Source organism: Bradyrhizobium arachidis (genome assembly GCF_024758505.1).
Taxonomy (GTDB): Bacteria; Pseudomonadota; Alphaproteobacteria; order Rhizobiales; family Xanthobacteraceae; genus Bradyrhizobium; species Bradyrhizobium manausense_C.
In genome coordinates this window covers 9,296,172-9,322,272 of the sequence record NZ_CP077970.1, presented here as the reverse complement: position 1 = coordinate 9,322,272, position 26,101 = coordinate 9,296,172, and the positions used below count along the sequence as shown (strand labels likewise).

26 protein-coding genes are annotated in these 26,101 nt (G+C 64.8%); 12 read left to right on the top strand and 14 right to left on the bottom strand.

Annotated features, from left to right (window positions below; all coding sequences use genetic code 11):
- The first annotated feature begins 95 nt into the window (after window positions 1–95).
- The gene (locus tag KUF59_RS43495; RefSeq protein WP_212462464.1) at window positions 96–587 is read left to right on the top strand and encodes a Fur family transcriptional regulator; all 492 of its coding nucleotides are present in this window, start codon (window positions 96–98) and stop codon (window positions 585–587) included.
- On the opposite strand, the gene KUF59_RS43490 is transcribed toward KUF59_RS43495, so the two are convergent.
- Entirely contained in the window at window positions 572–802 is a 231-nt protein-coding gene (locus KUF59_RS43490; RefSeq protein ID WP_258770097.1) for a hypothetical protein, read from the bottom strand. The two genes, KUF59_RS43495 and KUF59_RS43490, sit on opposite strands and share 16 nt — an antisense overlap.
- Here KUF59_RS43490 and KUF59_RS43485 point away from each other — a divergent pair.
- The 4 genes from KUF59_RS43485 to KUF59_RS43470 all read left to right on the top strand — a co-directional run bounded on the left by KUF59_RS43485 (window position 723) and on the right by KUF59_RS43470 (window position 5,102).
- Window positions 723–1,571, top strand: a complete 849-nt coding sequence (locus tag KUF59_RS43485) for a DMT family transporter (protein WP_258770092.1) — start codon at window positions 723–725, stop codon at window positions 1,569–1,571. The genes KUF59_RS43490 and KUF59_RS43485 overlap by 80 nt on opposite strands.
- 12 nt (window positions 1,572–1,583) lie before the next feature.
- Window positions 1,584–2,861 (top strand): flavodoxin-dependent (E)-4-hydroxy-3-methylbut-2-enyl-diphosphate synthase, encoded by a 1,278-nt coding sequence (ispG, locus tag KUF59_RS43480; protein ID WP_212462462.1) that lies wholly within the window; start codon window positions 1,584–1,586, stop codon window positions 2,859–2,861.
- Between the two features lie 153 nt (window positions 2,862–3,014).
- Window positions 3,015–3,911 carry a TauD/TfdA dioxygenase family protein gene (locus tag KUF59_RS43475; protein ID WP_212462461.1) on the top strand — a complete coding sequence of 299 codons (897 nt, stop codon included), beginning with the start codon at window positions 3,015–3,017 and terminating at the stop codon, window positions 3,909–3,911.
- Window positions 3,912–4,256: 345 nt separating this feature from the next.
- Window positions 4,257–5,102 (top strand): N-acetylmuramoyl-L-alanine amidase, encoded by an 846-nt coding sequence (locus KUF59_RS43470; RefSeq protein ID WP_212462460.1) that lies wholly within the window; start codon window positions 4,257–4,259, stop codon window positions 5,100–5,102.
- Between the two features lie 90 nt (window positions 5,103–5,192).
- Here KUF59_RS43470 and KUF59_RS43465 read toward each other — a convergent pair whose 3' ends face one another.
- From KUF59_RS43465 to KUF59_RS43455, 3 genes are all read right to left on the bottom strand, one after another.
- A complete protein-coding gene (locus KUF59_RS43465; protein WP_212462459.1) occupies window positions 5,193–6,800 on the bottom strand; it encodes a Na+/H+ antiporter in 1,608 nt (535 codons plus the stop codon).
- A gap of 47 nt (window positions 6,801–6,847) precedes the next feature.
- The gene (gene bla, locus KUF59_RS43460) at window positions 6,848–7,705 is read right to left on the bottom strand and encodes a class A beta-lactamase (RefSeq protein WP_212462458.1); all 858 of its coding nucleotides are present in this window, start codon (window positions 7,703–7,705) and stop codon (window positions 6,848–6,850) included.
- A gap of 476 nt (window positions 7,706–8,181) precedes the next feature.
- Window positions 8,182–8,556, bottom strand: coding sequence for a nuclear transport factor 2 family protein (locus KUF59_RS43455; protein ID WP_212462457.1), 375 nt, complete (start codon window positions 8,554–8,556; stop codon window positions 8,182–8,184).
- Between the two features lie 94 nt (window positions 8,557–8,650).
- On the opposite strand from KUF59_RS43455, the gene KUF59_RS43450 reads away from it, so the two are divergent.
- Both KUF59_RS43450 and KUF59_RS43445 read left to right on the top strand, forming a co-directional pair.
- Window positions 8,651–9,091: a GFA family protein gene (locus tag KUF59_RS43450; protein ID WP_212462456.1), complete on the top strand. Its 441-nt coding sequence runs from the start codon at window positions 8,651–8,653 to the stop codon at window positions 9,089–9,091.
- A gap of 180 nt (window positions 9,092–9,271) precedes the next feature.
- The gene (locus tag KUF59_RS43445; protein WP_212462455.1) at window positions 9,272–11,035 is read left to right on the top strand and encodes a caspase family protein; all 1,764 of its coding nucleotides are present in this window, start codon (window positions 9,272–9,274) and stop codon (window positions 11,033–11,035) included.
- Window positions 11,036–11,097: 62 nt separating this feature from the next.
- Here KUF59_RS43445 and KUF59_RS43440 read toward each other — a convergent pair whose 3' ends face one another.
- Both KUF59_RS43440 and KUF59_RS43435 read right to left on the bottom strand, forming a co-directional pair.
- Complete coding sequence (locus KUF59_RS43440) at window positions 11,098–11,784, bottom strand: DUF1345 domain-containing protein (RefSeq protein ID WP_212462454.1); 687 nt, start codon at window positions 11,782–11,784, stop codon at window positions 11,098–11,100.
- Between the two features lie 123 nt (window positions 11,785–11,907).
- Window positions 11,908–12,831: a polyprenyl synthetase family protein gene (locus KUF59_RS43435; protein ID WP_212462453.1), complete on the bottom strand. Its 924-nt coding sequence runs from the start codon at window positions 12,829–12,831 to the stop codon at window positions 11,908–11,910.
- Between the two features lie 160 nt (window positions 12,832–12,991).
- On the opposite strand from KUF59_RS43435, the gene mtgA reads away from it, so the two are divergent.
- The 3 genes from mtgA (at window position 12,992) to KUF59_RS43420 (ending at window position 14,894) form a co-directional block, all read left to right on the top strand.
- The gene (gene mtgA, locus KUF59_RS43430; RefSeq protein ID WP_212462452.1) at window positions 12,992–13,666 is read left to right on the top strand and encodes a monofunctional biosynthetic peptidoglycan transglycosylase; all 675 of its coding nucleotides are present in this window, start codon (window positions 12,992–12,994) and stop codon (window positions 13,664–13,666) included.
- 262 nt (window positions 13,667–13,928) lie between these two features.
- Window positions 13,929–14,111 carry a 50S ribosomal protein L32 gene (rpmF, locus tag KUF59_RS43425; protein WP_024509484.1) on the top strand — a complete coding sequence of 61 codons (183 nt, stop codon included), beginning with the start codon at window positions 13,929–13,931 and terminating at the stop codon, window positions 14,109–14,111.
- Window positions 14,112–14,252: 141 nt separating this feature from the next.
- Window positions 14,253–14,894, top strand: a complete 642-nt coding sequence (locus KUF59_RS43420; RefSeq protein ID WP_212462451.1) for a hypothetical protein — start codon at window positions 14,253–14,255, stop codon at window positions 14,892–14,894.
- A 19-nt stretch (window positions 14,895–14,913) separates the two neighbouring features.
- Here the strand turns inward: KUF59_RS43420 and KUF59_RS43415 are convergent, their stop codons facing one another.
- On the bottom strand, window positions 14,914–15,177 hold the full coding sequence (locus tag KUF59_RS43415; protein ID WP_212462450.1) for a hypothetical protein: 264 nt from the start codon (window positions 15,175–15,177) through the stop codon (window positions 14,914–14,916).
- Window positions 15,178–15,388: 211 nt separating this feature from the next.
- On the opposite strand from KUF59_RS43415, the gene KUF59_RS43410 reads away from it, so the two are divergent.
- Window positions 15,389–17,083 (top strand): bifunctional diguanylate cyclase/phosphodiesterase, encoded by a 1,695-nt coding sequence (locus KUF59_RS43410; protein ID WP_212462449.1) that lies wholly within the window; start codon window positions 15,389–15,391, stop codon window positions 17,081–17,083.
- Window positions 17,084–17,197: 114 nt separating this feature from the next.
- Here the strand turns inward: KUF59_RS43410 and KUF59_RS43405 are convergent, their stop codons facing one another.
- From KUF59_RS43405 to KUF59_RS43385, 5 genes are all read right to left on the bottom strand, one after another.
- Window positions 17,198–18,706: a tripartite tricarboxylate transporter permease gene (locus KUF59_RS43405; protein WP_258768060.1), complete on the bottom strand. Its 1,509-nt coding sequence runs from the start codon at window positions 18,704–18,706 to the stop codon at window positions 17,198–17,200.
- 4 nt (window positions 18,707–18,710) lie between these two features.
- Window positions 18,711–19,196 carry a tripartite tricarboxylate transporter TctB family protein gene (locus tag KUF59_RS43400; protein WP_212458161.1) on the bottom strand — a complete coding sequence of 162 codons (486 nt, stop codon included), beginning with the start codon at window positions 19,194–19,196 and terminating at the stop codon, window positions 18,711–18,713.
- A 188-nt stretch (window positions 19,197–19,384) separates the two neighbouring features.
- Window positions 19,385–20,347, bottom strand: coding sequence for a tripartite tricarboxylate transporter substrate binding protein (locus KUF59_RS43395; RefSeq protein ID WP_212458160.1), 963 nt, complete (start codon window positions 20,345–20,347; stop codon window positions 19,385–19,387).
- A 245-nt stretch (window positions 20,348–20,592) separates the two neighbouring features.
- Window positions 20,593–21,039, bottom strand: a complete 447-nt coding sequence (locus KUF59_RS43390; protein ID WP_212458159.1) for a hypothetical protein — start codon at window positions 21,037–21,039, stop codon at window positions 20,593–20,595.
- A 27-nt stretch (window positions 21,040–21,066) separates the two neighbouring features.
- A complete protein-coding gene (locus KUF59_RS43385) occupies window positions 21,067–21,432 on the bottom strand; it encodes an antibiotic biosynthesis monooxygenase family protein (protein ID WP_258768059.1) in 366 nt (121 codons plus the stop codon).
- Window positions 21,433–21,527: 95 nt separating this feature from the next.
- On the opposite strand from KUF59_RS43385, the gene KUF59_RS43380 reads away from it, so the two are divergent.
- Window positions 21,528–21,992: a MarR family winged helix-turn-helix transcriptional regulator gene (locus tag KUF59_RS43380; protein ID WP_212458157.1), complete on the top strand. Its 465-nt coding sequence runs from the start codon at window positions 21,528–21,530 to the stop codon at window positions 21,990–21,992.
- 170 nt (window positions 21,993–22,162) lie between these two features.
- Here the strand turns inward: KUF59_RS43380 and KUF59_RS43375 are convergent, their stop codons facing one another.
- Complete coding sequence (locus KUF59_RS43375) at window positions 22,163–25,024, bottom strand: PAS-domain containing protein (RefSeq protein ID WP_212458156.1); 2,862 nt, start codon at window positions 25,022–25,024, stop codon at window positions 22,163–22,165.
- 366 nt (window positions 25,025–25,390) lie between these two features.
- Window positions 25,391–25,975: a polyhydroxyalkanoate synthesis repressor PhaR gene (gene phaR, locus KUF59_RS43370; protein WP_212458155.1), complete on the bottom strand. Its 585-nt coding sequence runs from the start codon at window positions 25,973–25,975 to the stop codon at window positions 25,391–25,393.
- Between the last annotated feature and the right edge of the window lie 126 nt (window positions 25,976–26,101).

The following is a 26,101-nucleotide window of genomic DNA, read 5'->3' as shown; positions in this document are numbered from 1 at the left end:
TAACGGGACGCTGCTCCGCCGCCAAAGCATGGCTGGCAGCCGATTGCGGGGGCGCGCTTTGGGTTCCCGGGCCGAAATGCTACAAATGGGCTGCGATGAGCCTCACAAAGCCGGCATTTCCTGCGCCCGATCACGATCACGGCCGCTGCACTGCGGACGCGCTGACGCATGCCGAAGCGGTTTGCGAGCAGCGGTCGCAAAAGTTCACGCCGATCCGCCGCCAGGTGCTGCAGGCGCTGCTCTCCAGCCACCGGCCGCTCGGCGCCTATGAGGTGATCGACGAGCTCGCGAAGTCGATGCCGCGGCCCGCGCCGATCACGGTCTATCGCGCGCTCGATTTCCTGATGGCCAACGGTCTCGTGCACCGCATCGAAAGCCGCAATGCCTATCTCGCCTGCGCCCACGACCACGACGCGACCTCGGCGGTGGCGTTCCTGATCTGCGAGCGCTGTGGCCTGGTCGGCGAGATCCAGGCCGCGCCCTTCGCGCAAGGCCTCAACCAGGCGGCGCGCAGTTCCGGCTTTGCGCCACGACTGTCCGTGGTCGAGATCACAGGCACCTGCACCCATTGTCAGACAAGCTCATAGAACAACACGGCAAGAAGCCGGTCCCGGGAAGAAATGTCAGAACCAACAAGTCCGTCCGCCGGGCGCCCCCTCAGTGCCGGCGCCATCGCCCTCATGCTCATGCTGTGCCTGACCTGGGGTTTTAACCAGATCGCGGTGAAGCTGGTTCTGCCGGATATCCCGCCGATGCTGCAGGCGATGATCCGCTCGATGGGCGCGCTGCCGGTGCTGTTCATCGTCGGCACCTTGCGCGGCGTAAAATTCTTCGAGCGTGACGGCACATGGCAGGCCGGCGTCATCGCCGGGCTGATGTTCGGCGTGGAGTTCGTCCTGATCTATCAGGGCATTCGCTTCACCTTGGCGTCCCGCGCGGTCGTGTTCCTCTACACCGCGCCGTTCTTCGTCGCACTCGGCTCCTATCAGGTGCTCGGCGAGCGGCTCAGCGGAACGCAATGGCTGGGCCTGGCCGTGAGCTTTGCCGGTGTGGCGCTGGCGATCGGCGTGCCGCAAGCGGACGTCGACGCAAAAGTGCTGCTCGGTGATCTCATGATCGTCGGCGGCGCCTCGCTTTGGGCGGCGACCACGCTGGTTGCCAAGTCGACCCGGCTGCGTTTTGCGGCGCCGGAGAAGGCGCTAGGCTATCAGGTGGCGATGTCGATCCCGATTCTGGGGCTCGCGGCCTATTTGTTCGGCGAATCCATCACGCACCAGCCCAGTCCGCTCTCCCTGACCCTGATGGTGTTTCAGGCCGTCTGGGTGGTCGGAACGACGTTCACGCTTTGGTTCGCGCTGGTAAAGGCTTATTCGGCCAGCAAATTGTCGGCTTTTACCTTCATCACACCTTTGTTTGGCGTGGTGGGTAGTTATTTCATCATGCATGACAATCTAAGCTTGGCCTTCGGTGCCGCGGCGCTCCTTGTAATTGCTGGACTTTTTCTGGTTAATCGGCCGAGTCCGGTGGTGCAGGCGCCCGCTGATGCATTGCTGAAAGTCACCAAAACCTGATATTTGGACGCCATGAACAAGCCCGAAAACACCATCGATTCCGACATCGCGGGGCCGCAGCCGCGCCATCACACCACTCAGGTCAAGGTCGGCAACGTCGCCGTCGGCGGCGGCGCGCCGATCGTCGTGCAGTCGATGACCAACACCGACACCGCCGATATCGACGGCACCATCGCCCAGGTCGCAGCGCTGTCCCGCGCCGGCTCCGAGATGGTCCGCATCACCGTGGATCGCGAGGAGGCCGCTGCCGCCGTTCCGCATATCCGCGACGGCCTGCTCAAGCGCGGCATCGATACGCCGCTGATCGGCGACTTCCACTATATCGGCCACAAGCTGCTCGCGGCCTATCCGGCCTGCGCCGAAGCGCTCGCCAAGTATCGCATCAATCCCGGCAATGTCGGTTTCAAGGACAAGCGCGACACGCAATTCGCTGACATCATCGAGATCGCCAACAAGAACAACAAGCCGGTCCGCATCGGCGCGAACTGGGGTTCGCTCGACCAGGAGCTGCTCTCCAAGCTGATGGACGAGAACGCGGCCTCGGCCAATCCGCGCGATGCGCGCGCGGTGATGCGCGAAGCCATGGTGCAGTCCGCGCTGCTCTCGGCGGCGCGCGCCGAAGAGCTCGGCATGCCCAAGGACCGCATCATCCTGTCGGCCAAGGTGTCGGCGGTGCAGGATCTGATCGCGGTCTATGAAGTTCTCGCCAGCCGCTCCGACTACGCCATCCATCTCGGTCTCACCGAAGCCGGCATGGGCACCAAGGGCATCGTCGCCTCGTCCGCCGCGCTCGGCATCCTCTTGCAGCAGGGCATCGGCGACACCATCCGCATCTCGCTGACGCCGGAGCCCGGCGGCGACCGCACCCGCGAGGTGCAGGTCGGCCAGGAGCTGTTGCAGACCATGGGCTTCCGCACCTTCGTGCCGCTGGTCGCGGCGTGCCCCGGCTGCGGCCGCACCACCTCGACCACGTTCCAGGAGCTGGCAGGCTCGATCCAGGATTTCATCCGCGAGGAGATGCCGACCTGGAAGACGAAATATCCGGGCGTCGAAGAGCTCAACGTCGCCGTGATGGGCTGCATCGTCAACGGCCCCGGCGAATCCAAGCACGCCAATATCGGCATCTCCTTGCCCGGCACCGGCGAAGCGCCGGCCGCGCCCGTCTTCGTCGACGGCAAGAAGTTCCGCACGCTGCGCGGTCCGACCATCGCCGCCGACTTCAAGGCGCTGGTGATCGACTACATCGACCAGCGCTACGGCGCCAAGGTGCCGGTGACTGCGGCGGAGTAGGTTTCCTCCAAGGTCAGGAATCGTAGGGCGGGTTAGCGCAAGCGTAACCCGCCCTATTTTTTTTGCGCGCGCGAAGCGGCGGGTTACGCTTCGCTAACCCGCCCGACATTGCTACGATGCCTTCCAATCAAGAACGATCGGGAGACACCGCCCATGAGCTCTTTGTCCGGCAAGCAAGGCCCGCGCTATCGCCACATGGCGGAGGACGGCGCGGCCTATGAGACGATCGCCGTCGAAAAGCTCACGCCGATCATCGGCGCGGAAATCTCCGGTGTCGACATCGGCAAGCTCGTCGATGGCGAGGCGCGCTCCAACCGGCAGATGGACGAGATCCACCGTGCGCTCGCCGAAAACCTCGTCATCTTCTTCCGCGACCAAGAGATCACGCCACAACAACATCTCGCCTTTGGCCGCAAGTTCGGCGAGCTGCACTTTCATCCAGCCGCGCCCCACGAGGATGAAGACCCGGCGCTGATGAAGATCTATGCCGACAAGAACTCGCCGCGGGCGAACGGCGAGGGCTGGCATTCCGACGTGTCGTGTGACCTCGAGCCGCCGATGGGCTCGATCCTCTACATCAAGCAATGCCCGCCGCGCGGAGGCGACACGCTGTTCGCCAACATGTATGCGGCCTATGAGGCGCTGTCGGACCGCATGAAGGCCTATCTCGACGGCCTCACGGCGCTGCATGACGGCGAGCCGATCTATCGCGGGCTCTACGCCAATTACGGCGTCGCCGACAGGCCCTCCTATCCGAACGCCGAGCATCCGGTGGTGCGTACACATCCGGTGACGGGCAAGAAAGCGCTCTACGTCAACCGCGGTTTTACCCGTCACATCAACGGCGTTCCCCGCGACGAGAGCGACGCGATGCTGGCCTATCTCTACCAGCACGCGGAGAACCCGCTGTTCCAATGCCGCTTTCGTTGGACCGAGAACGCCATCGCCTTTTGGGACAACCGCTGCACCCAGCACCGCGCGATGTGGGACTACTGGCCCCACACGAGGTCAGGGACGCGGGTGACGGTGAAGGGGGAGAGGCCGGTATAGCTCGCTCTCGTGCCCCGGACGCAGCGCAGCGCTTCTTCAGCGGTGCGCTGCTGAGCCGGGGCCCACCCAGCCACAATGGATCCCGGGTCTGCGTCGCGTCATTTCATGCCGCGTCGCGTCCGGGACACGAGAGCCGTTCTTGCGTTGACGTTCCTCCACTCCCGCGCCAATCTTGCCGAAAATAACGTCCGGAGAATCCACCATGCTCCGCGCGGAGGACAACAAATTCCTGACCGAAGCAGATCCGGGGACGGCATGGGCGAGCGGCCGTTGACGCAAGGCGAGCGCGACGCCTATGTCGCGGGCTTTGTCGGGCGTCCCCGCATCGCGGCGGCGGAGTAGCGCTTGCGGCAGGCGCGGAGCATCATCGCCGGCCTCGTCGCAGCGCTCGTCGTGCTGACGCTCGCGCCGGCAGGTCCAAGCGTCGCGGCCACGGCCAAGAAGCCTCCGCTCGTCAAGCCGAAGGCCAAGCCAAAACCGAAGTCAAAGCCGGCGCCGCTGCCGGCGGTGAAGTGCGAGAAGCCAAAGTTCCGGATTTTTGTCGATGTCGGTCACACCTCGGAGTCGTTTGGCGCCTTGAGCGCGCGCAACGATCCCGAATTCGGCTTCAATCTCAGGCTGGCGAAATTGATCGTCGGCAAGCTCAAGTCCGAAGGCTTTGCCGCGACGCGCCTGCTGGTCACGGACGGCAAGGCGAGGGTGAGCCTGCTGAGGCGTGTCGGTGTCGCCAACGACGCGAGAGCGGATTTCTTCCTGTCCGTTCATCACGATTCGGTACCGGACAAATTGCTCGAGGAATGGGAGTTCGAAGGTGCAAAAAGCCATTTTAGCGACCGCTTCTCCGGCCACTCGCTGTTCGTGTCCCGGCAAAACCCGCACTTTGCGATCAGCATGATGTTCGCGCGCCTGCTCGGCAAGGAGCTGAAGGAGCGCGGCCTGCACTATGCGACCCAGTACACACTGCCGCTGATGGGCCGCTACCGGCATCCGCTGCTGGACAAGGATGTCGGTGTCTACAGCTACGACCAGCTCGTCGTGCTCTCCCGCACCAGAAGCGCGGCGGTGTTGCTGGAAGGCGGCTCGATCATCAACCGCGACGAGGAGATGGCGATGAACTCGCCGGAGCGGCATGGGTTGATTGCAGCGGCGGTGGCGGACGCGATGAAGGAGTTTTGCGAGAGGCGGCAGTAGTCGGACGAGAGCTATCGGCACTCTCGGTAGTCGTCCCGGATCTGCGCTTCCGCTTCGCTGCGCTTGTCCGGGACGAGGCTGCTAGTGCCGCTACAGCGGCGCCCCCTTATATTCCCGGTTCGCGAGGCTTGCTTCTTCCAGATCCAGGTCGCGCTCGATGCGGCGGCGGGTCTCGTCGGTAATCTGGCCGTCGCGCAGCAACACGTGGATGAATTTGCGCTCGGCGGCGATCAGCTCGCGGGTTAGCGCGGTGCCGGTGGCGGAGACGTCGTGGTGCGAGGGGTCGAGCGAATCGGGGAGCTGGTTGGTGCGGATCTCGTGGCGAGCCCGCAGCAGTCTTATGACCTCATCCGAGATGTCCTTCTGTTCGGTCATGGTGTCGAGCGATTTCAGCGCAGCTTCGAGCGCCTGCCTGCGCGCGGAAATCTCGGCCTCATGCTCGGCGACATGCTCGTGGCGGCCGGCATCGGCGATGCCGAGCCAGCGCACCACCGGCGGCAAGGTGAGGCCGACACCGATCAGCGAGATGAAGATGACGCCGAAGGCGACGAACAGGATCAAGTCGCGATAGGGGAAGGCCTCGCCGCCGGGCAAGGCGAACGGCAGCGCGAGCGCGGCCGCGAGCGAGACGGCGCCGCGCACGCCGGTGAAGGCGAGCGTGAACGGCCATTGCCAGGGCGGCGACGGATCGCGCTCGCGCAGCGACTTGCTGAGCATTCGCGGCAGGTAGGTCGCCGGAAACAGCCAGGCGAAGCGCGCGACGATGATCACGACCATCACCACGGCGGTGGCGATCATGATCTCGTCCAGCGGAAACGCCTTCGACTTCTCGTAGAGATCGCGCATCTGGAAGCCGGTGAGCAGGAACAGGATGCCCTCGATCAAATAGATGATCAGGTCCCAGAAGAAGATGCCCTGCAGGCGCGTGGCCGACGAGATCCAGAGCGGCCCGTTCCAGCTGACATAGAGGCCGCAGGCGACAGTCGCGATCACGCCGGAGCCGCCGACATGCTCGGGCAGCCAATAGGCGATGTAGGGCGTGATCAGCGAGAGCGTGAGCTCGACCTGCGGATCCCGCGCCCATTTGCGGGCGCGCAAGGAGAGCCAGCCGACGCCGATGCCGAACGCGATCTCGCCGGCGACGATGAGCATGAATTCGCCGGCCGCCAGCGGCAGCGAGAAGCTTCCGGTCATGATCGCAGCGAGCGCGAAGCGGTAGAGGATCAGTGCGGTCGCGTCGTTGGCGAGCCCTTCGCCTTCGAGGATGACCAGCAGCCGTCGCGGCATGTGTAGCCGGCGCGCGATCGCGAGCGGCGCGACCACGTCAGGCGGCGCGACGATCGCGCCCATCAGGAAGCCGATGGTCCAGGGCATGCCGATCAGATAGTGCGCGGCCGTCGCCACCATCGCCGCGGTGAAGATCACGCAGCCGACCGCGAGCAGCACGATCGGGCGCAGATTGTTCTTGAACTCGCGCCAGCTCATGGCGACGCTCGCCGAGTAGATCAGCGGCGGCAGCACCATCAAGAGCACGAGTTCCGGTGGCAGCTCGACCGGCGGCATGCCCGGCACGAAGGCGAGCCCGACGCCTGCGAGCATCAGTAGAATGGCCGGTGCGACGTTGAACCGCCGCGCCGCGAGCGCCGTGCCCGCAAGCACCGCAAGCAGGATGAGAAAGGTCTGAAATTTGGCTTCCATGACCGTTCACTTGCCTCGGAAGCGCAGGCCTGGTCAATCCGGCCGGATCAGCCCAGCTTTTGTGCCACCATGCGCCCGACGCCGGCAAACACCGCCTGGAGCTGCGCGGCGTCAGGCTTGCCGCCTTGCGTATAGGCCGCGATCAGGATCGGTGCATCAGGCTTTGGCCAGGCCACCGCGATGTCACCCGAGGCGTCCCTGCCGTTGTTGCCGGTCTTGTCGCCGATCCGCCAGCTACTGGGCAGGCCGCCGCGCAGGCGGTTGGCGCCGGTCTTGCAATTCACCATCCACTCGGTGAGCTGCGCGCGCGACGTCGCGGACAGGGCGTCGCCGATGACGAGGCGACGGAGATTGCCAATCATTGCCGCCGGCGTCGTGGTGTCGTTGGGATCGCCGGGCGGCGAGCGGTTCAGCTCCGGCTCGTCATGATCGAGCCGGGACACGTTGTCGCCGATGCTGCGCCAGAACGCGGTCAGCTTGGCCGGGCCGCCGATTCGCGCCAGCAACAGATTGGCGCAGGTGTTGTCGCTGATCTCCACGATCGCCTTGCACATGTCGGTGACAGACATCGCGCCGGAGGCAAGGTTCTCCTTCGCCGCCGGCGCGTAGTCGAGCAGGTCGGCCTTGCCGTAAGAGATCATCGCGTCGAGTTTTTCCTCGCCGCGATCGACCCGTGACAGCACGCAGGCCGCGAGCGAGGCCTTGAAGGTGCTGCACATCACGAAGCGTTCGTCGGCGCGCCAGGAGAGTTTTGCGCCGGTTAGGAGGTTTTCGGCATGGACGCCGATCTTGCCGCCGCTCTGGCGCTCGTACGCTTCCAGCTCGGGCGGGGCTTCCTGCGCGCGGGCGGGGCCGACAGCCATGAGGGCAAGGCCTGCCAGCAGGGAACGACGATCCAGGGTCATGGGAATCCTTAACCGAGATGAACGAGGCGGCACGCGACGGAAGCGGCCGATTTTGGTTTCGGACAGTGTCCTGACAAATTTATGACGCTTCGCGCAAGCGTGACCGAAAACCTGCTCCGCAAGACGCCATGCCCATGGTCTACTCGCCCGCGGCCGCCAGGCCGCGCGGTGCGAAGGAGACGGCGCGCAGGTGTTGTGGGGGACTTTCGCTCTACCCGCAGTCTCCGTCATTGCGAGCGCAGCGAAGCAATCCAGAATCTTTTCGCGGTGACAGTCTGGATTGCTTCGCTACGCTCGCAATGACGAGTTTGTGGACGCAGTTCTCGGTCCTTTCGCCTCGCCCCGCTCGCGGGGAGAGGCCGGAATGCGCGCGTAGTGCGGATTCCGGGTGAGGGGGAGTCTCCGCGATTCCAACTGATGCCATCTTTGCGGAGACGGCCCCTCTCCTCGTAAGAACAGGGAGAGGGAGAAAGCACTCAATCCTTCAGGTCATACCGATACGACTTCGACACGATCTGCCAGCCGTCGGCGAGCTTCATCGCGACGAGATAGTCGGTGAAATAGCGCGGCGGTAGCTGGCACTTGACCTTGATGAAGGCGGTCTTGTCGTCGGAACGGTCTATGGTGACGATGAAATCATCACGCGGCTTGCCTTCGGCCTTCGCGGAGGCGCGCTTGCGCACCCAGGCGAGCCAGTCCGGCACGGTCAGGATCTTCAGCTCGCCCTTTTCCACCCAGCGCAGATCAGCGCTGGGGTGAAACACTGCGCCGAGCTTGTCGGCATCGCCTTCGTAGAGCGCGTCGAAATAGCCCTGCACCACGGCCTCGACGCTCGAACGGTCATAGCTCATCGGTTATCCTCCCGAATGTCTGTTCGCGGCAAACTTAGTCGCGCGCGCCCAATTGCGCTATGGGTGACTTGGTCGTCCGCGGTGGGATTTCGTCATGGCTGCATTAAAAGAAAAGAACGCTCGTATCCTTGCCGGCGAATGCTTCTGCCGCGCCGTACGATACGAGGTTGCGGACGAATTCGCCTACGCGCTGAACTGCCACTGCTCGAACTGCCGCCGCACCACCGGCGCCGCCTTCAAGCCGTTCGCAGGCATCGAGCGGAGCAAGTTTCGCGTCGTCGGCGGCGAAAACGCGCGCCTGATCTATGGCGATGACACCACCCAAGAAACGAACCATGACGCGCACTGCCGGCGCTGCGGTTCGCTGCTCTATTCCGTGGTGCGCGACGGCCAATGGATGCACGTGGCGATGGGAACGCTGGTCGACGCCCCCACGATCCGGCCGACCGCCCACATTTTCGTGGGCTCCAAGGCGCCCTGGTACGAGATCACGGACGATCTGCCACAATATCAGGGGCATGTCGGCGCCGGGTGAGGCGGACGGGGCAGGGAACCGCCCCGGGGCAGGCGCAAACGAACCGCTAGAGGTTTGGCGAGACTAATGAAAAGGGTTCCCGGCGCTGGCTTCGTGATATCCCTCACAAGCGTCCGGGCCGGATCTTGCTACCAAGGCTGAGAGGGTGTCGAATTCCCCTCGTTTTTTGGAAGCCGTGTCATGCGCAATCTGTTCAGGTTTTGCCCGCTTCTTCTCGCTTTCGCGCTGTTGCTTGGCGCCGGGCCCGCCTTTGCCGCCAAACGCGTGGCGCTGGTGCTGGCCAATTCCGCCTATCAAAACGCGCCACAGCTTACGAACCCGGTCAACGACGGGAGTGTGATGGCGAAGACGCTGAAGGACGCCGGCTTCGACGTCGTCGACTCCCGCCACGATTTGTCGGCGCTGGATACGCGGCGCGCGCTGCGCGACTTTGCCGATGCCGCGCGCAGCGCCGACATCGCCGTGGTCTATTACGCCGGCCACGGCATCGAGGTCGACGGCTCGAACTATCTGATCCCGGTCGACGCCAAGCTCGAGCGCGATACCGACGTCTATGACGAAGCATTGTCGCTCGACCGCGTGCTGGTCGCGATCGACCCCGCAAAACAGCTTCGGTTGGTGATCCTCGATGCCTGCCGCGACAATCCCTTTGCGAAGTCCATGAAGCGCACGATCGCTTCGCGCGGCATCGGCCGCGGTCTCGCCCAGGTCGAGCCGGCGAGCCCGAACACGCTGATCGCCTATTCCGCGAAGGCCGGCTTTACGGCGCAGGACGGCGACGGCGCCAACAGCCCGTTCACCGTCGCGCTGTCGAACCATCTGACGACGCCCGGCCTCGACGTCCGTCGCGCTTTCGGCTTCGTGCGCGACGACGTGCTCAAGACCACCAACAACAAGCAGGAGCCGTTCGTGTACGGCTCGCTCGGTGGCGACGACGTGCCGCTGGTGCCGGCCAAGGTCGCCGCCGTGGCGCCGACCGCGCCTCCGGCCAATCCGCAGGCCGAGGTGCGGCGCGACTATGAACTTGCGCTCCAGGTCGGCAACAAGGCGGCGTGGGACGCGTTCCTGGCGCAGCATCCGGACGGCTTCTATTCGAGCCTTGCAAGGCTTCAGGTCGACAAGATCGCGGCCGAGCAGGCCCATGCGGCGGCGATGGAGAAGGCCAAGCAGGCGGAGGCCGAGCGCGATCGTCTCGCCGCGGCCGGCGCGCAGAAGGATGCACAGGCCAAAGCCGAAGCCAATGCCAAGGCTGCCGAGCAGGCGCAGCTTGCCGCGCAGCAGGCCAAGGAGCAGGCGCAGAAGCAGGCGGCTGCCGCCGAGCAGCAGCGCGTCAATCTTGCTGCAACGACGACCCAGGACAATTCGGCGGCGCGCACGGCGCCGGGCGGCACTACTGTCGCCGCGCTGACGCCTGCGACCTCGCAGCTCGATCTCACCAAATCGGTGCAATCCGAGCTCGGCCGGGTCGGCTGCTACTCGGGCTCCGCCGACGGCAACTGGAATGCGGCCTCGCAACGTTCGCTGACGCTGTTCAACCGCTATGCCGGCACCAAGCTCGACGTGAAGGTTGCCAGCACCGATGCGCTCGATAGCATCAAGACCAAACAATCGCGCGTCTGCCCGATGGTGTGCGAGCAAGGCTATAAGGCCGACGGCGACAAGTGTACGAAGATCGTCTGCCGCGACGGCTATGTGCTGAACGACGACAATGAGTGCGAGAAGAAGCGTGCGGGCAAGCCCACGACCGCGAAGCGCGATGACGGCCAGCAGCAGCAGGAGCGTCCGGCACGGCAGCGCGCGCAGGCGGGTGCGGCGGCCGGTGCAGGCGGCGGACAGATCTATTGCGACACCCTCCATTGCCGTCCCGTCGCGCGCGGCTGCCGTCTGGAATTCCGCGGCGGCGGCGGCCCCTACGCCATTCCCAATGCCGAGGTCTGCCGGTAGCCGACTCTCTGCCGTCGTCCCGGCCCACGTGCACAATTGCACGACCTGCCCGGGACGGCGAGCTAGTTTGAAATCGCGCTCGCCGCGATGTTCACCGTCAACGCCAGCAGCGCCGTGTTGTAGATGAACGAGACGATGCCGTGCGCGGTCGCGGTGCGGCGGATGGTCTTGTCGGTGATGCCGACGTCGGAGACCTGCGCGGTCATGCCGATGACGAACGAGAAATAGACAAAATCCCAGTAGTCCGCGTGATCGTCCTTGTCGCCGCTCGGAAACTGCAGTCCGCCGACCGGGTGACGATAATAGTCGTGGGCATAGTGCAGGGCGAAGGTTGTGTGCACGGCGGCCCAGGATAGCGCGATGGTGGTGATCGCGATGGTCAGTTCGAACACGCCGCGGTGCGGCACGCCAAGCTCAGAGACGATCGCCGCGATGCTCGCGAATGCGCCGATCGCCGTCACCAGCAGGATCACGAAGCGCCCGTCGTCCTGCATCGCGGCGGCGCGGCCGATATGGCGGTGATCGTTGTTGAGCATCATGCCGTAGACCAGCACGAGGTAGGTCGCGATCAGCGCATCCCAGCCGATCAACAGCCGCGTCACCAGCCGAAACGAGCCGGGCAGCAGCAGGCAGACGAGGATGCCCGTACCGAGCGCGATGAAGGTGCGCGGCCGCGCATAAACCACGCGCATCGGCCGCGACATGTTTCGGAAGCGGACAAGGACAGGATCGTCTTTGTCGATGCCCATGGGGTTGCGGCCCTCTCGTTGAACTTTCGCTGCGACCGCAGCGGCCGTGCACTCCCTCGCCTCGCAAGCGGGGCGAGATGAAGAAAACCCGACGGGAGGCCGATTCGATCGGCCTCGTCGATATCAGTTCTTCCGCTCGGCGACGAAGTGCGCGGCGGCTTGCAGCACCGCGGCGCGGTCGCCGAAGATTGAGACCGCGGCGTCGGCGCGCGCCAGGAGATCGCGCACGCGCTGCTTGGCGCCTTCGATGCCGAGCTGGGTGACGAAGGTGGTCTTGCCGAGTGCAGCGTCTTGCCCCGAGGGCTTGCCGAGAGCGGCCGCATCACCTTCAACGTCGAGCAAATCGTCGGCGATCTGGAAGGCTTCGCCGAGCGCGCGGCCGTAATCGTCGAGCGCCTGATATTCCTTTTGCGAGGCCTGGCCGAGGATCGCGCCGGCGATGCAGCCATAGCGGAGCAGCGCGCCGGTCTTCATCTGCTGAATACGGGCGACATCGATCGGCTCGTTGCCGCCAAAGCGGCCTTCGCCGGCGAGATCGAGGATCTGGCCGCCGACCATGCCGCCAATGCCAGCGCAGCGCGCCAGCGCGCGCGTCAAGAGCAGCCGCACATTGGCGTCGCGATGGATCTCGTCGCGGGTGATGATGTCGAAGGCGAGCGTGAGCAGGCCGTCGCCGGCGAGGATCGCGGTCGCATCGTCGGTCTTCTTGTGCAGGGTGGGGCGGCCGCGGCGCAGGTCCGAATTGTCCATCGCCGGCAGATCGTCATGGATCAGTGAATAGCAGTGGATGCACTCCAGCGCCGCGCCGGCGAGCAATGCGGCCTCGCGCGGCACGCCGAACACGGCGGCGCTCTCGACCACGAGGAACGGGCGCAGCCGCTTGCCGCCGTTAAGGCTCGAATAGCGCATCGCGTCCATCAGCCGCTTCGGCCGCGCGATCTCGTCGGGCAGGACGTCGTCCGACAACAGCCGGGACAGCAGGGCTTCGGTATCGTCGGCGGTCTTGTCCAGGCGTTTGGCGAAGTCGGGCGGGGTCGTGCCGGTCATCAAGAAAGGCTCCAAATGCGAAATTGGCCGGACAATCCTTTATGCGGGCGTGTCAGTCAATCATTTGGAACGCCTTAAAAGCGCTGGAAAAGACCCGAATTATCACAGACTTAATAGCCGAGCCGTTGTTAAGCTTCAGTGCCACGCCCGGAAAGCCCGCTTGCGCGTCGTCAAAATCCTGTTGCTGGTGTGTCTCGTCGCGCTTCTGGTGCCTTATCTGATCACGCCGTTCTACCGCACCGGCCATCCCGTCTCGACGCTGATGGCCTGGCGTTCCCTGCGCGGCGCGCCGATGCACCGGCAATGGATCGATCTGTCTGACATGTCGCCTTACCTGCCGCGCGCGGTGGTCGCCGCGGAAGATGCCCATTTCTGCAAGCATCACGGCATCGACTGGGGCGCGCTGCGCGAGGCGATCGACGACGCGCAGGAGGATGGCACGCCGTTCCGGGGCGCCTCCACCATCACCCAGCAGGTGGCGAAGAACCTGTTCCTCTGGCAGGGCCGGGACCCCATCCGGAAGGTGCTGGAGTTCCCGTTGGCGTTGTGGATCGACCTGGTGCTGCCCAAACAGCGGATTCTGGAAATCTACCTCAACATCGCCGAGCTCGGGCCCCAGGGGCAGTTCGGCGTCGAAACCGGGGCCGCCTTTGCCTTTGGCAAATCGGCCGCGAACCTCTCGGCGCGGGAGGCGGCGCTGTTGGCCTCGATCCTGCCCAATCCGGTCAAGCGTAGCGCCCGCACCCCCGGGCCGGGCGTTCGGCGGCTGGCCGTAACCTATGTGGCGCGGGCGCAAGCCAGCTCATTGCAGACCTGCTGGCGGGAAAATCGTTGATTTCAGCCCTTTTCGGGCACTTTTTCCGGTCCAAAACCCTAGAGCCCCTTCCGTTCCGATGGAATCGGAACGGGCTCTAGATTCTTGTTTTGACGCGTTTTCTTGACGCGAACCGGCGTCCACTTTGCTCGAAAACGCTCTAGATTTACGGCCGGCCTTCCTCTATAAGCGCGGCCTTGATCGGCATTCCGCTCGCCCCGTTTGGGTGCTGAGCCGTCCTCCGGACGATGCCCCCGAACACCAATCCCTAGAGGATATCGAAATGGCCGTTCCGAGACGTAAAACCTCGCCGTCGCGCCGTGGCATGCGCCGCTCGGCGGACGCGCTGAAGAAGCCGACCTACGTGGAAGACAAGGACTCGGGCGAGCTCCGCCGTCCGCATCATCTCGACCTCAAGACCGGCATGTACAAGGGCCGGCAGGTCCTGAAGAAGAAAGAGTCCTGAGGCCGGTGTGTTCTCGGGCGGGACGTTTTGACCCGCCTGAATTCGGCCAACCAGTGAGTTAAGACGGTGACGGCGGCGGAGCCAATGCTTCGCCGCCGCATTGTCCTGCCGGGATGTCCTGATCAGGAAGGCCCAAACGCGATGGTCGGTTTCCCGCTGCTCCTCATCCCGCTCGCGGTCTACAACATCATCGCCTTCTTGATGCCGACCGTGTCCTTTGGCGACGTGCTGTTCAGGGTGCCGATGATCACGGGCGAAGCCTGGTCGGTCACGCTCAACGACCTCCTGCTTGCGCTCGGCATCGTGCTGCTTTTGCTCGAGGTCGTGAAGGGCGCGCGGCCCGGCGGCAAATTCCTGATGGATCATCTGCTGTCGCTGATCGTGTTCGGCGCGGCTGCGGCCGAATTCGTGATGTGGCCGAAGTTCGGCAACTCCACCTTCTTCCTGCTGACGCTGCTTGCGATGGCCGATTTCTTCGGCGGCATCGCCCAGCGCACGCGCCGCCGTGTCGCGTACGCCGAGGCCGCGCCCGTCTCACGCAAGGCGGGCCGTCGCGAAGCCGAGGAGGCCGCGAAGGCACCTGACTTCGAGCCGATCGAGCAGCCGGCACCTGTGCCTGCACCTGCGCCGCAGCCCGCACCTCCTGCGCCGTCAGCCCAGTCTGTCGCTGAATCCGTGCTGAAGGATCATCCCGCGCCGCGCCCCGCGACCGCGCCGGAAGTCTCGCCGCAGCTCCAGCCGAGCAACGGTACGCCGGCCCCGCCCGAGCAGCCGCAGCGCTAACTGATTCAATTGGTGTAGTTCAAGCAACCTGTCGGGTTCGCGCAACGACGCTGGCCAGCGGGCGCTTGTCGCCATAGGCGATGTTCGCATCCGCGGGCGAAGCCCGGCGCAAGCGGCTTGCCTGCGGCACATGCTCGGCGTTGGCGATCAACTGGGTGACGAAGCTCGGGTCGGGCCGCGGCAGCACGCTCTTGTGGACCCACGTCAGCGTCGGCGTCAGCGGGACCAGTGCGGTACCCGTGCCGTGCTCGCCTGCCTCGTCTGGTCGTTCGGTACTCAACATCGCATATCCGGCTCGACTGTCGCGTTTTGGGACGCGACGCCCTCTGCGTGTCATGTACTCGCAAGGCCTATGCCGGACGGGCTGAAATGGTTCCCATGGCCTTTCCGAACGTGGTTTCCAGACTGTTAATGAACTTTGCCTAGGGTCGGGGGCGATTCTGGCTCTATCCTGAGCCGGCGGAAGGCTCCCGCTGTCCCGAAACGAGGCGATCTTGACCCTTTTAGTGCCGCAGGCCTCCGACATCCTCGCCTCCCTCGGGCAGGAGGTCTTCGTCTGGGACCTCGCCAGCGACGCCATCCAGTGGGGCGACCAGGCCGGCCAGATTTTTGCGGGCATCCCGCCGGAGCGGCTCGCCTCCGGTGCCGAATTTTCAAAACTGATCGAGCCCGCGCAGTCGATCCGGACCGCCGCGCTAGCCCAGACCTCCGCCGTGCATGGCGCCGACGGCACGCCCTACCGGGTTGAATACGGCGTGCGCATGAGCGCCTCCGAGCCTTTGCTCTGGATCGAGGAGACCGGGCGCTGGTTCGCCGGCCCTGACGGCCGGCCGGTGCGCGCGCAGGGCATCGTCCGCGTCAACAATGAGCGCCATGCCCGCGACGAGGAGCTGGTGAGGCTCGCGCGTCTCGATCCGCTCACCGGCGAACTCAACCGCACCCATTTGATCGCCGCGCTCGCGGAAGCCATCGAAGAATCGACCCGCTTCCGCTCGACCGCGGCCTTCATGCTGGTCGGCATCGATCATCTCGCCCGCGTCAACGACGCCTTCGGCTTCGACGTCGCCGACGCCGTGATCCTCGACATCGCCAAGCGCATCCGCGCGCGCTTACGCGGCGGTGACGTGCTCGGCCGCTTCTCCGGCAACAAGTTCGGCCTGATCCTGAAGAACTGCACCATCGACGACATGAACGTCGCGGCCGAGCGTTTCCTCGCCGGCATCCGCGACGATGTGGTGCCGACGAGATCCGGACCGGTCTCGGTCACGGCCTCGATCGGCGCCGTCAGCGTGCCGCGCTACGCGCGCAACGCCGACGAGGCGGTCAACCGCGCCCACGAGACGCTGGATGCCGCCAAGCGCCGGCGCGCCGGCTCGTTCGGTATCTGGCGTCCGAACGCCGAGCGCGATGCGCAGCGCCGCGTCAACATCCGCGTCACCGACGAGATCGTCACCGCGCTGAACGAACGCCGCATCGTGCTCGCCTATGAGCCGGTGGTGGCGGCCGCCTCGCGCGAGGGCGCGTTCTACGAATGCCTGGTGCGGATGGAGCAGGGCGATGGCTCAACGCTGCTCGCGCCCGATATCGTGCCGGTCGCCGAACGGCTCGGCCTGATCCGGCTCGTCGATCACCGCGTGCTCGAGCTCGTGGTTGCCGAGCTGGCGGCCTCGCCGCATGTGCAGCTCAGCCTCAACATCTCGCCCGACACCACCATGGATCCGGACTGGTGGGCTTCCATCGAATCGTTGATGCTTGCCCATCCCGGCGTCGCCGAGCGATTGATCGTCGAGATCACCGAGACGGTCGCGATCCAGGACATCGACGACGTCCGCGCCTTCGTCGGGCGCCTCAAGCATTTTGGCAGCCGCATTGCCATCGACGATTTTGGCGCCGGCTACACCTCGTTCCGCAACCTGCGCAAGCTCGGCGTGGATATCGTCAAGATCGACGGCGCCTTCGTGCAGAACATCACCCATTCCGCCGACGACCGCGCCTTCGTGCATACGCTGATCGACCTCGCCCGCCGCCTCGACATCAAGACGGTTGCCGAATGGGTGCAGGACGAGGAGGCCGCCAACCTGCTGCGCGACTGGGGTTGCGATTTCATCCAAGGCCGGCTGATCGGCCTTGCGTCGGCTGAGCGTCCGTGGGGCGCGCCGCCGGACAGCGCGCTGCCCGCGGCAGGGTAGGAATTTGTAGGGTGGACAAAGCGAAGCGTGCCCACCGCCTCTGTCGCAATCGCGGAAAGATGGTGGGCACGGCGGAAGAGCGCCTTTGCCCACCCTACGACGCCGGAATTCGCGTCACGCCCCCTCATCCAGCGCCACCAGCTCGCGCTTCTTGCGCAGCGCGGGCAACAGCGGCGCGATCAACAGCACCAGCGCCAGCGCGAGGCACGTCGCCGAAATCGGTCGCTGCACAAAGGTCCAGAGGTCGCCCTGCGACAGGATCAGCGATTTGCGTAAGTTGTTCTCCATCATCGGCCCCAGCACGAAGGCCAGCACCAGCGGCGCCGGCTCGAAGCCGAGCTTGCGCATGAAGTAACCGATCGCGCCGAAGGCGATCATCACATAGACGTCGAACACGTTATTGCTCGAGCAGTAGACGCCGAGGATCGTGAACAGGATGATCAGCGGGAACAGGATGTTGTAGGGCAGCTTCAACAGCTGCACCCACATGCCGATCATCGGCAAATTGAGCACCAGCAGCATGAGGTTGCCGATATACATGCTGGCGACGATGCCCCAGAACAGGCCGGGGTTTTGCGTAATCAGCAGCGGCCCCGGCTGCAGGCCGTGGATGACGAACGCACCCAAGAGCAGCGCCATCACTACATTCGGTGGGATGCCCAAGGTCATCAGCGGAATGAACGCACCGCCGGCCGCCGCATTGTTGGCGGACTCCGGACCCGCGACGCCCTCGATCGCGCCATGGCCAAAGCGCTCCGGCGTCTTCGACAGCCGCTTCTCCAGCGCATAAGAGGCGAACGAGGCAACGACCGCACCGCCGCCCGGCAAAATGCCGAGCAGGAAGCCGAGCAGCGTGCCGCGCGCCACGGGCCCCGTGCTGGCCTGCCAGTCCGCCTTGTTCGGCAATAGCTGCGTGATCTTGGTGTTGATGATGTCGCGCTTGATCACCTGCTCGGTGTTGAGCAGCACCTCGGCGACGCCGAACAGCCCCATCACGACCGGCACGAGACCGATGCCGTCGATCAGCTCCATGCGGCCGAAGGTGAGGCGCGGCTGCGCGGTGATGCTGTCGAGCCCGATCAGGCCGAGCACCACGCCGATGCAGGCCATCAAGAGCGCCTTCGGCATCGAGCCTTGGGTGAGGAAGGTGAGCACGACGAGGCCGAGCACCATCAGGCTGAAATACTCCGCAGGCCCGAACGCGATGGCGATGCTCGCAAGCTTTGGCGCCACCAGCATCAAGGCGACGAGCGCAAACGTGCCGGCGATGAAGGAGCCGAAGGCGGAGATGCCGAGCGCGGGGCCGGCGCGGCCCTGCTTCGCCATCTGGTGACCGTCGATGCAGGTGACGACGGAGGCCGCTTCGCCGGGGATGTTGACCAGGATCGAGGTGGTCGATCCGCCATACATCGAGCCGTAGTAGATGCCGGCCATCATGATGATGCCGGATTCCGGCGTGCCTGACAGCGTCACCGGCAGCAGCAGCGACATCGCCGAGATCGGCCCGATGCCGGGCAGCACGCCGACCAGCGTGCCGATGAAGACGCCGATGAAGCAGTAGAGCAGGTTGATTCCGGTCAGCGCGACGCCGAACCCGTGCGCGACATTGGCAAGCGTATCCATGCGATCAACCGATCCCGAACAGGCCCGAAGGCAGTTGGATCAACAAGAGGCGCTTGAGCACCCACCACATGCCTGATGGCACCAGCACCGCGATCGGGACCGCAAGCGTCCAGCGCACCGGATCGATCAGGCGCAACAGCAGCAGCATCAAGGGGATCGACGACAGCAGGAAGCCGAGCGGCTCCAGCGCGAAGGAGAACGCGGTGAGGCAGGCGATCAGCAGCAGCGGCTTGGTCCAGCGCGTATTCTCCCAGCGCGACGCCAGCGTCGGCCCGCCCTCGGTGATCGCCGAGAAGATGATGGCGGCCGCGAACACGCACATCAAAATGCCTGTGTAGAACAGCACATAGCCGGAGCCGGGATCGTTGATGGTGCCGAGCTTGAGCTTCAATCCCTGCCAGATCACGAAGCCGCCGAGCGCCAGCCCGATCAGCCCGCCCCAGAGTTCGGAATTGCTGAGGCGGAGTTTGACGTTGCGGTCGTTGTCCATGTGAAGCGCCTCCAGACCACCGCCACCCTCGCGCAACGGCGAAGCCGTTGTCGCAGAGGTGGCCGCTTCTTCAGCGGCCCTCGAAGGGCGACGGTGCCCGTGTCCATCCTTCGAGGCGAGCCGCAAGGGCGGCTCGCACCTCAGGATGACGCCGGAATTTGCGGCAACTCAAGTTGTTCTTCGCCAGTCTACTTCTTCGCCAGCCCGAGCGTGTCGATGACCTTGCGCTCGGATTCCGTGACCTCGACGACGAACTTCTTGTAGTCCTCGGTGTTCTTGTAGTTCGGCACCATGTCGTATTTGGCGAGCGTGGCGATGACCGCGGGGTCCTCGACCGCCTTCTTGAAGGCATCGTGCAGCTTGGCGACGATTTTTGGGTCCATGCCCTTGGGACCCGCGACTCCAAACGGGGAGTCGTAGATCATGGGATAGCCGAGCTCCTTCAGCGTCGGCACGTCGGGATAGTTCGGCGAACGCGCGCCGGTCCACACCATCAGCAGCTTCAGCTTGCCGGCGTCGACCAGCGGCCGCCAACCGGTGGAGTCGGCCTGCAGCATGGTGTGCTGTCCCAGCACCGCGGCGTTGGTCTCCGCGCCGCCCTTGAACGGCACCTGGGTGAGCTTGATGCCGGACATCGCGGCGATCTGCTCCATGCCGATATGCAGCGAGGTGCCGGTGCCCGGCGTCGCATAGGTCACCTTGCCTGGGTTGGCCTTGGCGAAGTCGACCACGTCCTTCCAGCTCTTGAACTGCGACTCCGCGCTGGTAGTCACGCCAAACGTGTAGCCGGTGAGATGGACGATGTAGGTAAAATCCTTCGCCGGATCCCAAGACACTTCCTGCATCAGGGGCAGGCGGAACACCGTGATCGGGATCTGCGCGATGGTGTAGCCGTCGGGCTTTGCCGCCGCCGCCATGGTCGCGGGGCCGACCGTGCCGCTGCCGCCGGCCTTGTTGTCGATCACGATCGGCTGGCCCAGCACTTTCGAGGCACTGTCGGCGATCGCGCGCATCGAGAGGTCGGTCGACCCGCCGGCTGGCCACGGCACGATCAGCGTGATCGGCTTGGTCGGATAATCCTGGGCGCCGGCCGCAACGGAGAGCAGCGCACCCATGGCAAATACAATCGTTCCCAGCCGATAACGCGACATCGCAACGCCTCCCTCGCGGTCGTCGTCGACCGACCGCTGTTCTTGGTTTTCTTGCAGGGAGGATTGTCCCTGAAAAAGCCGGAGAAGAAAAGCGCATCGCGCCAATCGCGCAGCGCTCGGAGACGGACGATTTCCGCGGCAGAAAGCACGTGCGACAATTGGTCTTGCGCGCACGTGCCGAGACACGGAATTTTCAACGGAGCCGACAGGGCGACCAGACGTTCAGCGTCGCGATCGTCGGTGCGTCACGCCGGTTGGCGGCGAAGCCTGCCCTTCATTCTCAGGCCGTCCCGCATGTTCAGGCCGAGCAGCGTGATGTTTGTCGCGCCTGCGGCCAGTTCGAGCGCCTGCACGGCATAGAAGCCTGTATCGAACTCGCCAGCGTTCGCCTTGGACGCGAGGAACAGTGCCGAGGGGATGAGAACCAAAATGCCGTTCGCAGCGATGAACGGCATGCGCTTGATCTTCGCCCCGACCAATCCGGCCCGCCGCCCTTTGGCCAGGCCGAATCCCGAGCCTCCTGCCGCGGCCAGCGCCGGAATGAGCAGCAGGAAACCCCATGGTATCGCGGTCTTGACCAGCGCAACGACCCCGTGGGGCGCGAACAGCTCGGTCAGCGCCGTCGATAGCCAGAACGCCGCAATCGTGACGATCGCGACAGCGCCGGCGATGGGATGGATGCTCTTGATCATGTCGTGTTGTCCTCGCGCGCGCGACGCCTACGCGACGCAGATGTCGGGAATCGCGACCTTCTGGAACAGATGCGGGCTGCCGACGGCGGAGGATGGGTAGGCCGAAATCTTCGCCCGGAATTCCGAATGTGTGAACGCGGCGCGGAAGGCCGTGGTCGATTCCCACACTGCGTAGTTCAGATAGGTCGGGCTGTCGCCGAGCGCGCGGTGAAGCTGGGTGGAGATGAAGCCGGGCTGCCGCTTCATGAAGGCGGCGTCGTCCTGCCAGGTTTCCAGGAACTGCTGTTCGTCGGCCTTGTCGAGCGTGAACAAATTCACCAGCACGACGGGGCCGGCATCGATCGCGATCTGCCGGTCGATCGGGAAGGCGGGGTCGAGAGGACGCAGGGCCATGGTCGGTTCCGTCAATTTGGGTATATGATGTCAATTCGGTATGATAGGTCGTAGCTAATTGACATGATGATGTCAAGATAGAAATATGGTGACGAATGACCAGGACCAAGAGAACCCCGGCGGGCGACGCCTTGACCGACTGCATTCTCGAGCTGTTCCGCGCCAACAGCCTGCTTCTCACGGCCGGCGACCGGCTGGTGGCGCAGCTCGGCCTGACCAGCGCTCGCTGGCAGATCCTGGGGGCCATCGTCAGTGCAGAGCGGCCCGAGCCGGTCGCCTGGCTCGCCCGCAACCTCGGGGCCAACCGCCAGAACGTGCAGCGCATCGTCAACGATCTCGAACGCGACGGGCTCGTCGCATTCGAGACCAATCCGCATCATCGCCGCGCGCAGCTCGTCGTCCTCACCGGCAAGGGGCAGCAGACCTTCGACGCGGCGCTCCGCCTGCAGGCGCCGTGGGTCAATGGTCTCGCGGACGGACTATCGGTCAAGGAGATCGAAACCGCGCATCGCGTGGTGACGGCGCTACGCGACCGGCTGGAGGGCAATGATGAGGAGTGAGGCGTGAGCTGTTACCGCGCGACTCGCGGGGCTCCCTCGCCCGGCTTGCGCGGAGTCCGTAGGGTGGGCAAAGCGAAGCGTGCCCACCACTTCTTTCGAGGCGTAGAGAGATGGTGGGCACGGCGCTGACGCGCCTTTGCCCACCCTACGATTCCTTCGAGGTTGCAGCTTTACGCCACGCGGCGGATCGCGCTCAGGCTCTCGATCATGCGATCGATCTCCGCGGCGGGGCAGGGGCGGCCAAAGTAAAAACCCTGGACGGCGGTGCAGCCGGATGCGCGGACGAATTCGAGCTGGTCCGAGGTCTCGACGCCTTCGGCCGTGGTCTCGACGCCAAGCACGGAGCCGAGGCTCGCGATGGTGCGGACGATGGCCACGCTCTCCGGGCTCTCACCGAGCGTGCCGACGAAGGAGCGGTCGATCTTGATCCGGTCGAACGGAAACTTGCGCAAGTAGCTCAGCGAGGAATAACCGACGCCAAAATCGTCGAGGCTGATGCGCACGCCGAGGGCGCGGAGCTGGTGCAGCGTGTCGATGGTGGTCTCGTTGTCGTCGAGCAGCGCGGTCTCGGTGACCTCGAGCTCGAGCCGTTGCGGCGGCAGGCCGGCTTCGGCCAGCGCGTTCGTGACCATGGCGACCAGCCCGCGGGAGCGGAACTGCACCGGCGACAGGTTCACTGCGATGGTCATGGTCTCGGGCCAGGTGACCGCGGTTGCACAGGCCGCCCGCAGCACCCACTCGCCGATCGGAATGATGAGTCCGGTCTCCTCCGCGATCGGAATGAATTCGGCGGGCGACACCATGCCGCGCACCGGGTGCTTCCAGCGCAACAGCGCCTCGAAGCCGGTCAGCTCGGAGCTATCGAGGCGAACCTGCGGCTGAAAGACGAGATGGAATTCGCGCGCTTCCAGCGCGCCGCGCAGATCGTGCTCCAGCGCGTGCCGCGAGCGTGCCAGCTCCTCCATCTCGGGCTGGAAGAGCTGGTAGGCGCCGCGGCCCTTGGCCTTGGCCTGGTATAGCGCGAGGTCGGCGCATTTCATCAATTCATCGGCGTCGAGCCCGTGCTCGGGCGCGAGCGCAATGCCGATGCTGACGCCGACATGGATCGACTGGTTCTCCAGCGGCGGCGGCCGGCCGATGATCTCGACCAGACGGCGCGCCAGCCGTTCGGCGGATTCCGGTTGCGGTCCGCGTTGCAGTAGCGCGAATTCGTCGCCGCCGAGCCGCGCCACCGTGTCGTGCTCGCCGGCATGCTCCTTCAGCCGCGCGGCCACCCAGCGCAACAGGCGGTCGCCGGCAGCATGGCCGAGCCGGTCGTTGACTGTTTTGAAATTGTCGAGGTCGAGGCACAGCACCGCCATCTCGCCGCCGGACACCGTGATCTCGGCCAGGCCGTCGTTCATCCTGTCGCGGAACAGCGTGCGGTTGGGCAATTCCGTCAATGAGTCGTGCCGCGCCATATGGGCGACGCGCGCCTGCGCCTTGTGGCGCTCGGTGACGTCCTCATAGGTGACGACCCAGCCGCCATGCGCCATCCGCTTGTGGTTCAGCTTGATGATGCGCCCGTCGCTGAGGTGACGGTGCAGCGTGTGCTCACCCTCGCGCAACCGCTCGACATAATCTGCATAGAGCTGCGCCGCCGTGGTGTTCGGGTGGATGCCGAGCGAGCAGCTATACTCCATGATCTCGCGCATGGAGATGCCAGGTTTCACCACGTCGGGCGAGAGGCCGTACATCTCGATGTAGCGGGTGTTGCAGACGATGACGCGCAGATGGCTGTCGAGCATGCACAGCCCCTGGCTCATATTGTTGAGCGCCGCGTCGAACCGGCGATACTGCTCGCTCAGCTCCTCGATCGCGCGTTCGCGCTCGGTGATGTCCTCATAGGTCGCGACGAAGCCGCCCTCGGGCAAGGTGCAATAGCGCACCGAGACCACGGTGTCATCAGCCATGCGCCGGCGCATCGCGGAGTGGTCGCGGCTCTTGATGCGGGCGCGAGCGGCATCGAGAATTTGCTGCGGCGAGTATTCCGAGGAGAAGGCGCCGTTGGCCATCGAGCGTTCGATCAGCTCGCCGAGATGCGTGCCGGGCCGGGCCTCCTCTTCCGACAGCCGGTAGATCTCGCGATAGCGGTTGTTGCTGAGACGCAGCCGCATGTCGCTGTCGTAGAAGCACAGCCCGTGCGCCATGTTCTCGAGCGCGCCATCGAGCAGCATGTTCTGCTGCTTCAGCGCCTCTTCCTGCTTCCGCCGCTCGGTGACGTCCTCATGCGAGGTCACCCACCCGCCTTCGGGCAGGAAGCGCGAGACGGCCTGCGTGATCCGTCCGTCGAAGCGCTTGAGAAACACCATGTTCGGACTTTGCCGGCGAACCTCTTTCATCCGGTTGTCGTGGAATGTCTCGGCCGGCGTCTCGGCCGAATTGCCGCGTGCGAACCAGTGCTCGACCAGCGCCTGGTGCGCCACGCCCGGCTTGATGATGTCGGGATCAAGACCATAGAGCTCGATGAACTGGTTGTTGCAGACGATCAGACTGCCCTCGGCATCGTACATCACGAGGCCGTGCGACATGTTGGCGAGCGCGTGCCGGCTGCGCTCGGCCTGCAAACGCAACTCCGCCTCGAGCCGGGCGAGGCGGCTGACGTCGTCGCAGATCGTCATCCATCCGCCCTCGGGCAGGGGCTTCAGGTCGAGCGCCAGCACTAGCCCGTTCGACAGCCTCTGCTCCGCGCGAAACGGCTTGCCGGCCGAAAGCAGCGCGATGCGCTCGCGGAAGAGATTGTCGACCTCACTCACGGGAAAGTTGCCGAGCGAGGCCGAGTGCGCGAGCACATCGCGATAACTCGCGCCTGTCCGCACCACGTCGGCCGACATGTTGAACAGCTCGAGATAGCGCCGGTTGAACAGTATGACCCGGTTGTCCGCGTCGTAGACACAGACGCCCTGCTCCATGCGATCGAGCGCAAGCTGGCTCAGCGCGAGCAGGGCTTCCGTGCCGGCGGCCTCCGGCCTGGTCTTGCGGTTCGTCGTCATCGGTGAGGAGCTTCTCGGGCGGGCCAACACACTTAACGCAACGTAACTGAGGCGCTGAGCGTAGCGGCGATCCGGGAAAATTCCCTTAAGCGCGGTAGTTTACGGAGGGTGACTGCGGTTGGGATGCTGCGCGCGCGATGACGGGATTGGGGAAGCAAGCCCCAACGTCGTCCTGGCGAAAGTCAGGACCCATTACCCCAGGGAGGGTTTGGCGAAGATTGGCAGTCGTGGAATTTCAGCCGGTATTCACACTGCACGCGATCGAGAGATCACGCGGTATGGGTCCTGGCTTTCGCCAGGACGACATCGTGGGGTTGGTATTGGTAAAGCGGCTTGCAGACAGGCCGCGGCGTACGAAAGAAAAACCTACTCTTCCTTCTTCGACATCCGCTCCAGCCGCTCCTGCATGTCCTTCATCTGCTGGCGCAGTTCGTCGATGTTGGCGTCCTTGGGCGGCTCGGCGCCGGCGTCGGGCTCGGGCTCCGGCGAGCCGGTGCGCGGGGCGAACGGCTTGAACATCGAGAAGGTCTGCTGGAACAGCTCCATGTTGCGGCGGACCTGTTCTTCCAGCGGCGCGAAGGGCGTGCCGGAGAGAGTGCTCGCAATCTGCTTGCGGAACTTCTCCTGCTCCTGGGTCAGCGTCGCGATCGACTGCTCCAGATATTTCGGCACCACCATCTGCATGCTGTCGCCGTAGAAGCGGATGAGCTGGCGCAGGAAGGTGGTCGGGAGCAGGTTCTGGCCGGCCTTGTTCTCCTGCTCGAAGATGATCTGCGCGAGCACCGAGCGGGTGATGTCGTCGCCGGTCTTGGCGTCGTAGACCAGGAAATCCTCGCCTTCCTTCACCATGGCGGCGAGATCTTCCAGCGTCACATAGGTGCTCGTCCCGGTGTTATAGAGCCGGCGGTTCGCGTATTTCTTGATGGTGGTGGGTTGGTCTGATTTCGCCATGGGCTCTCACTTGAACAACGCTGAGAACGGGGAACCCGACGGCAATTGCCGCAGGGCGGGAAGAGTACGCAACGCAACAAAATAAGCATTTTCAACGGCCTCACGCTACCGTTTTGTGCGCCACGG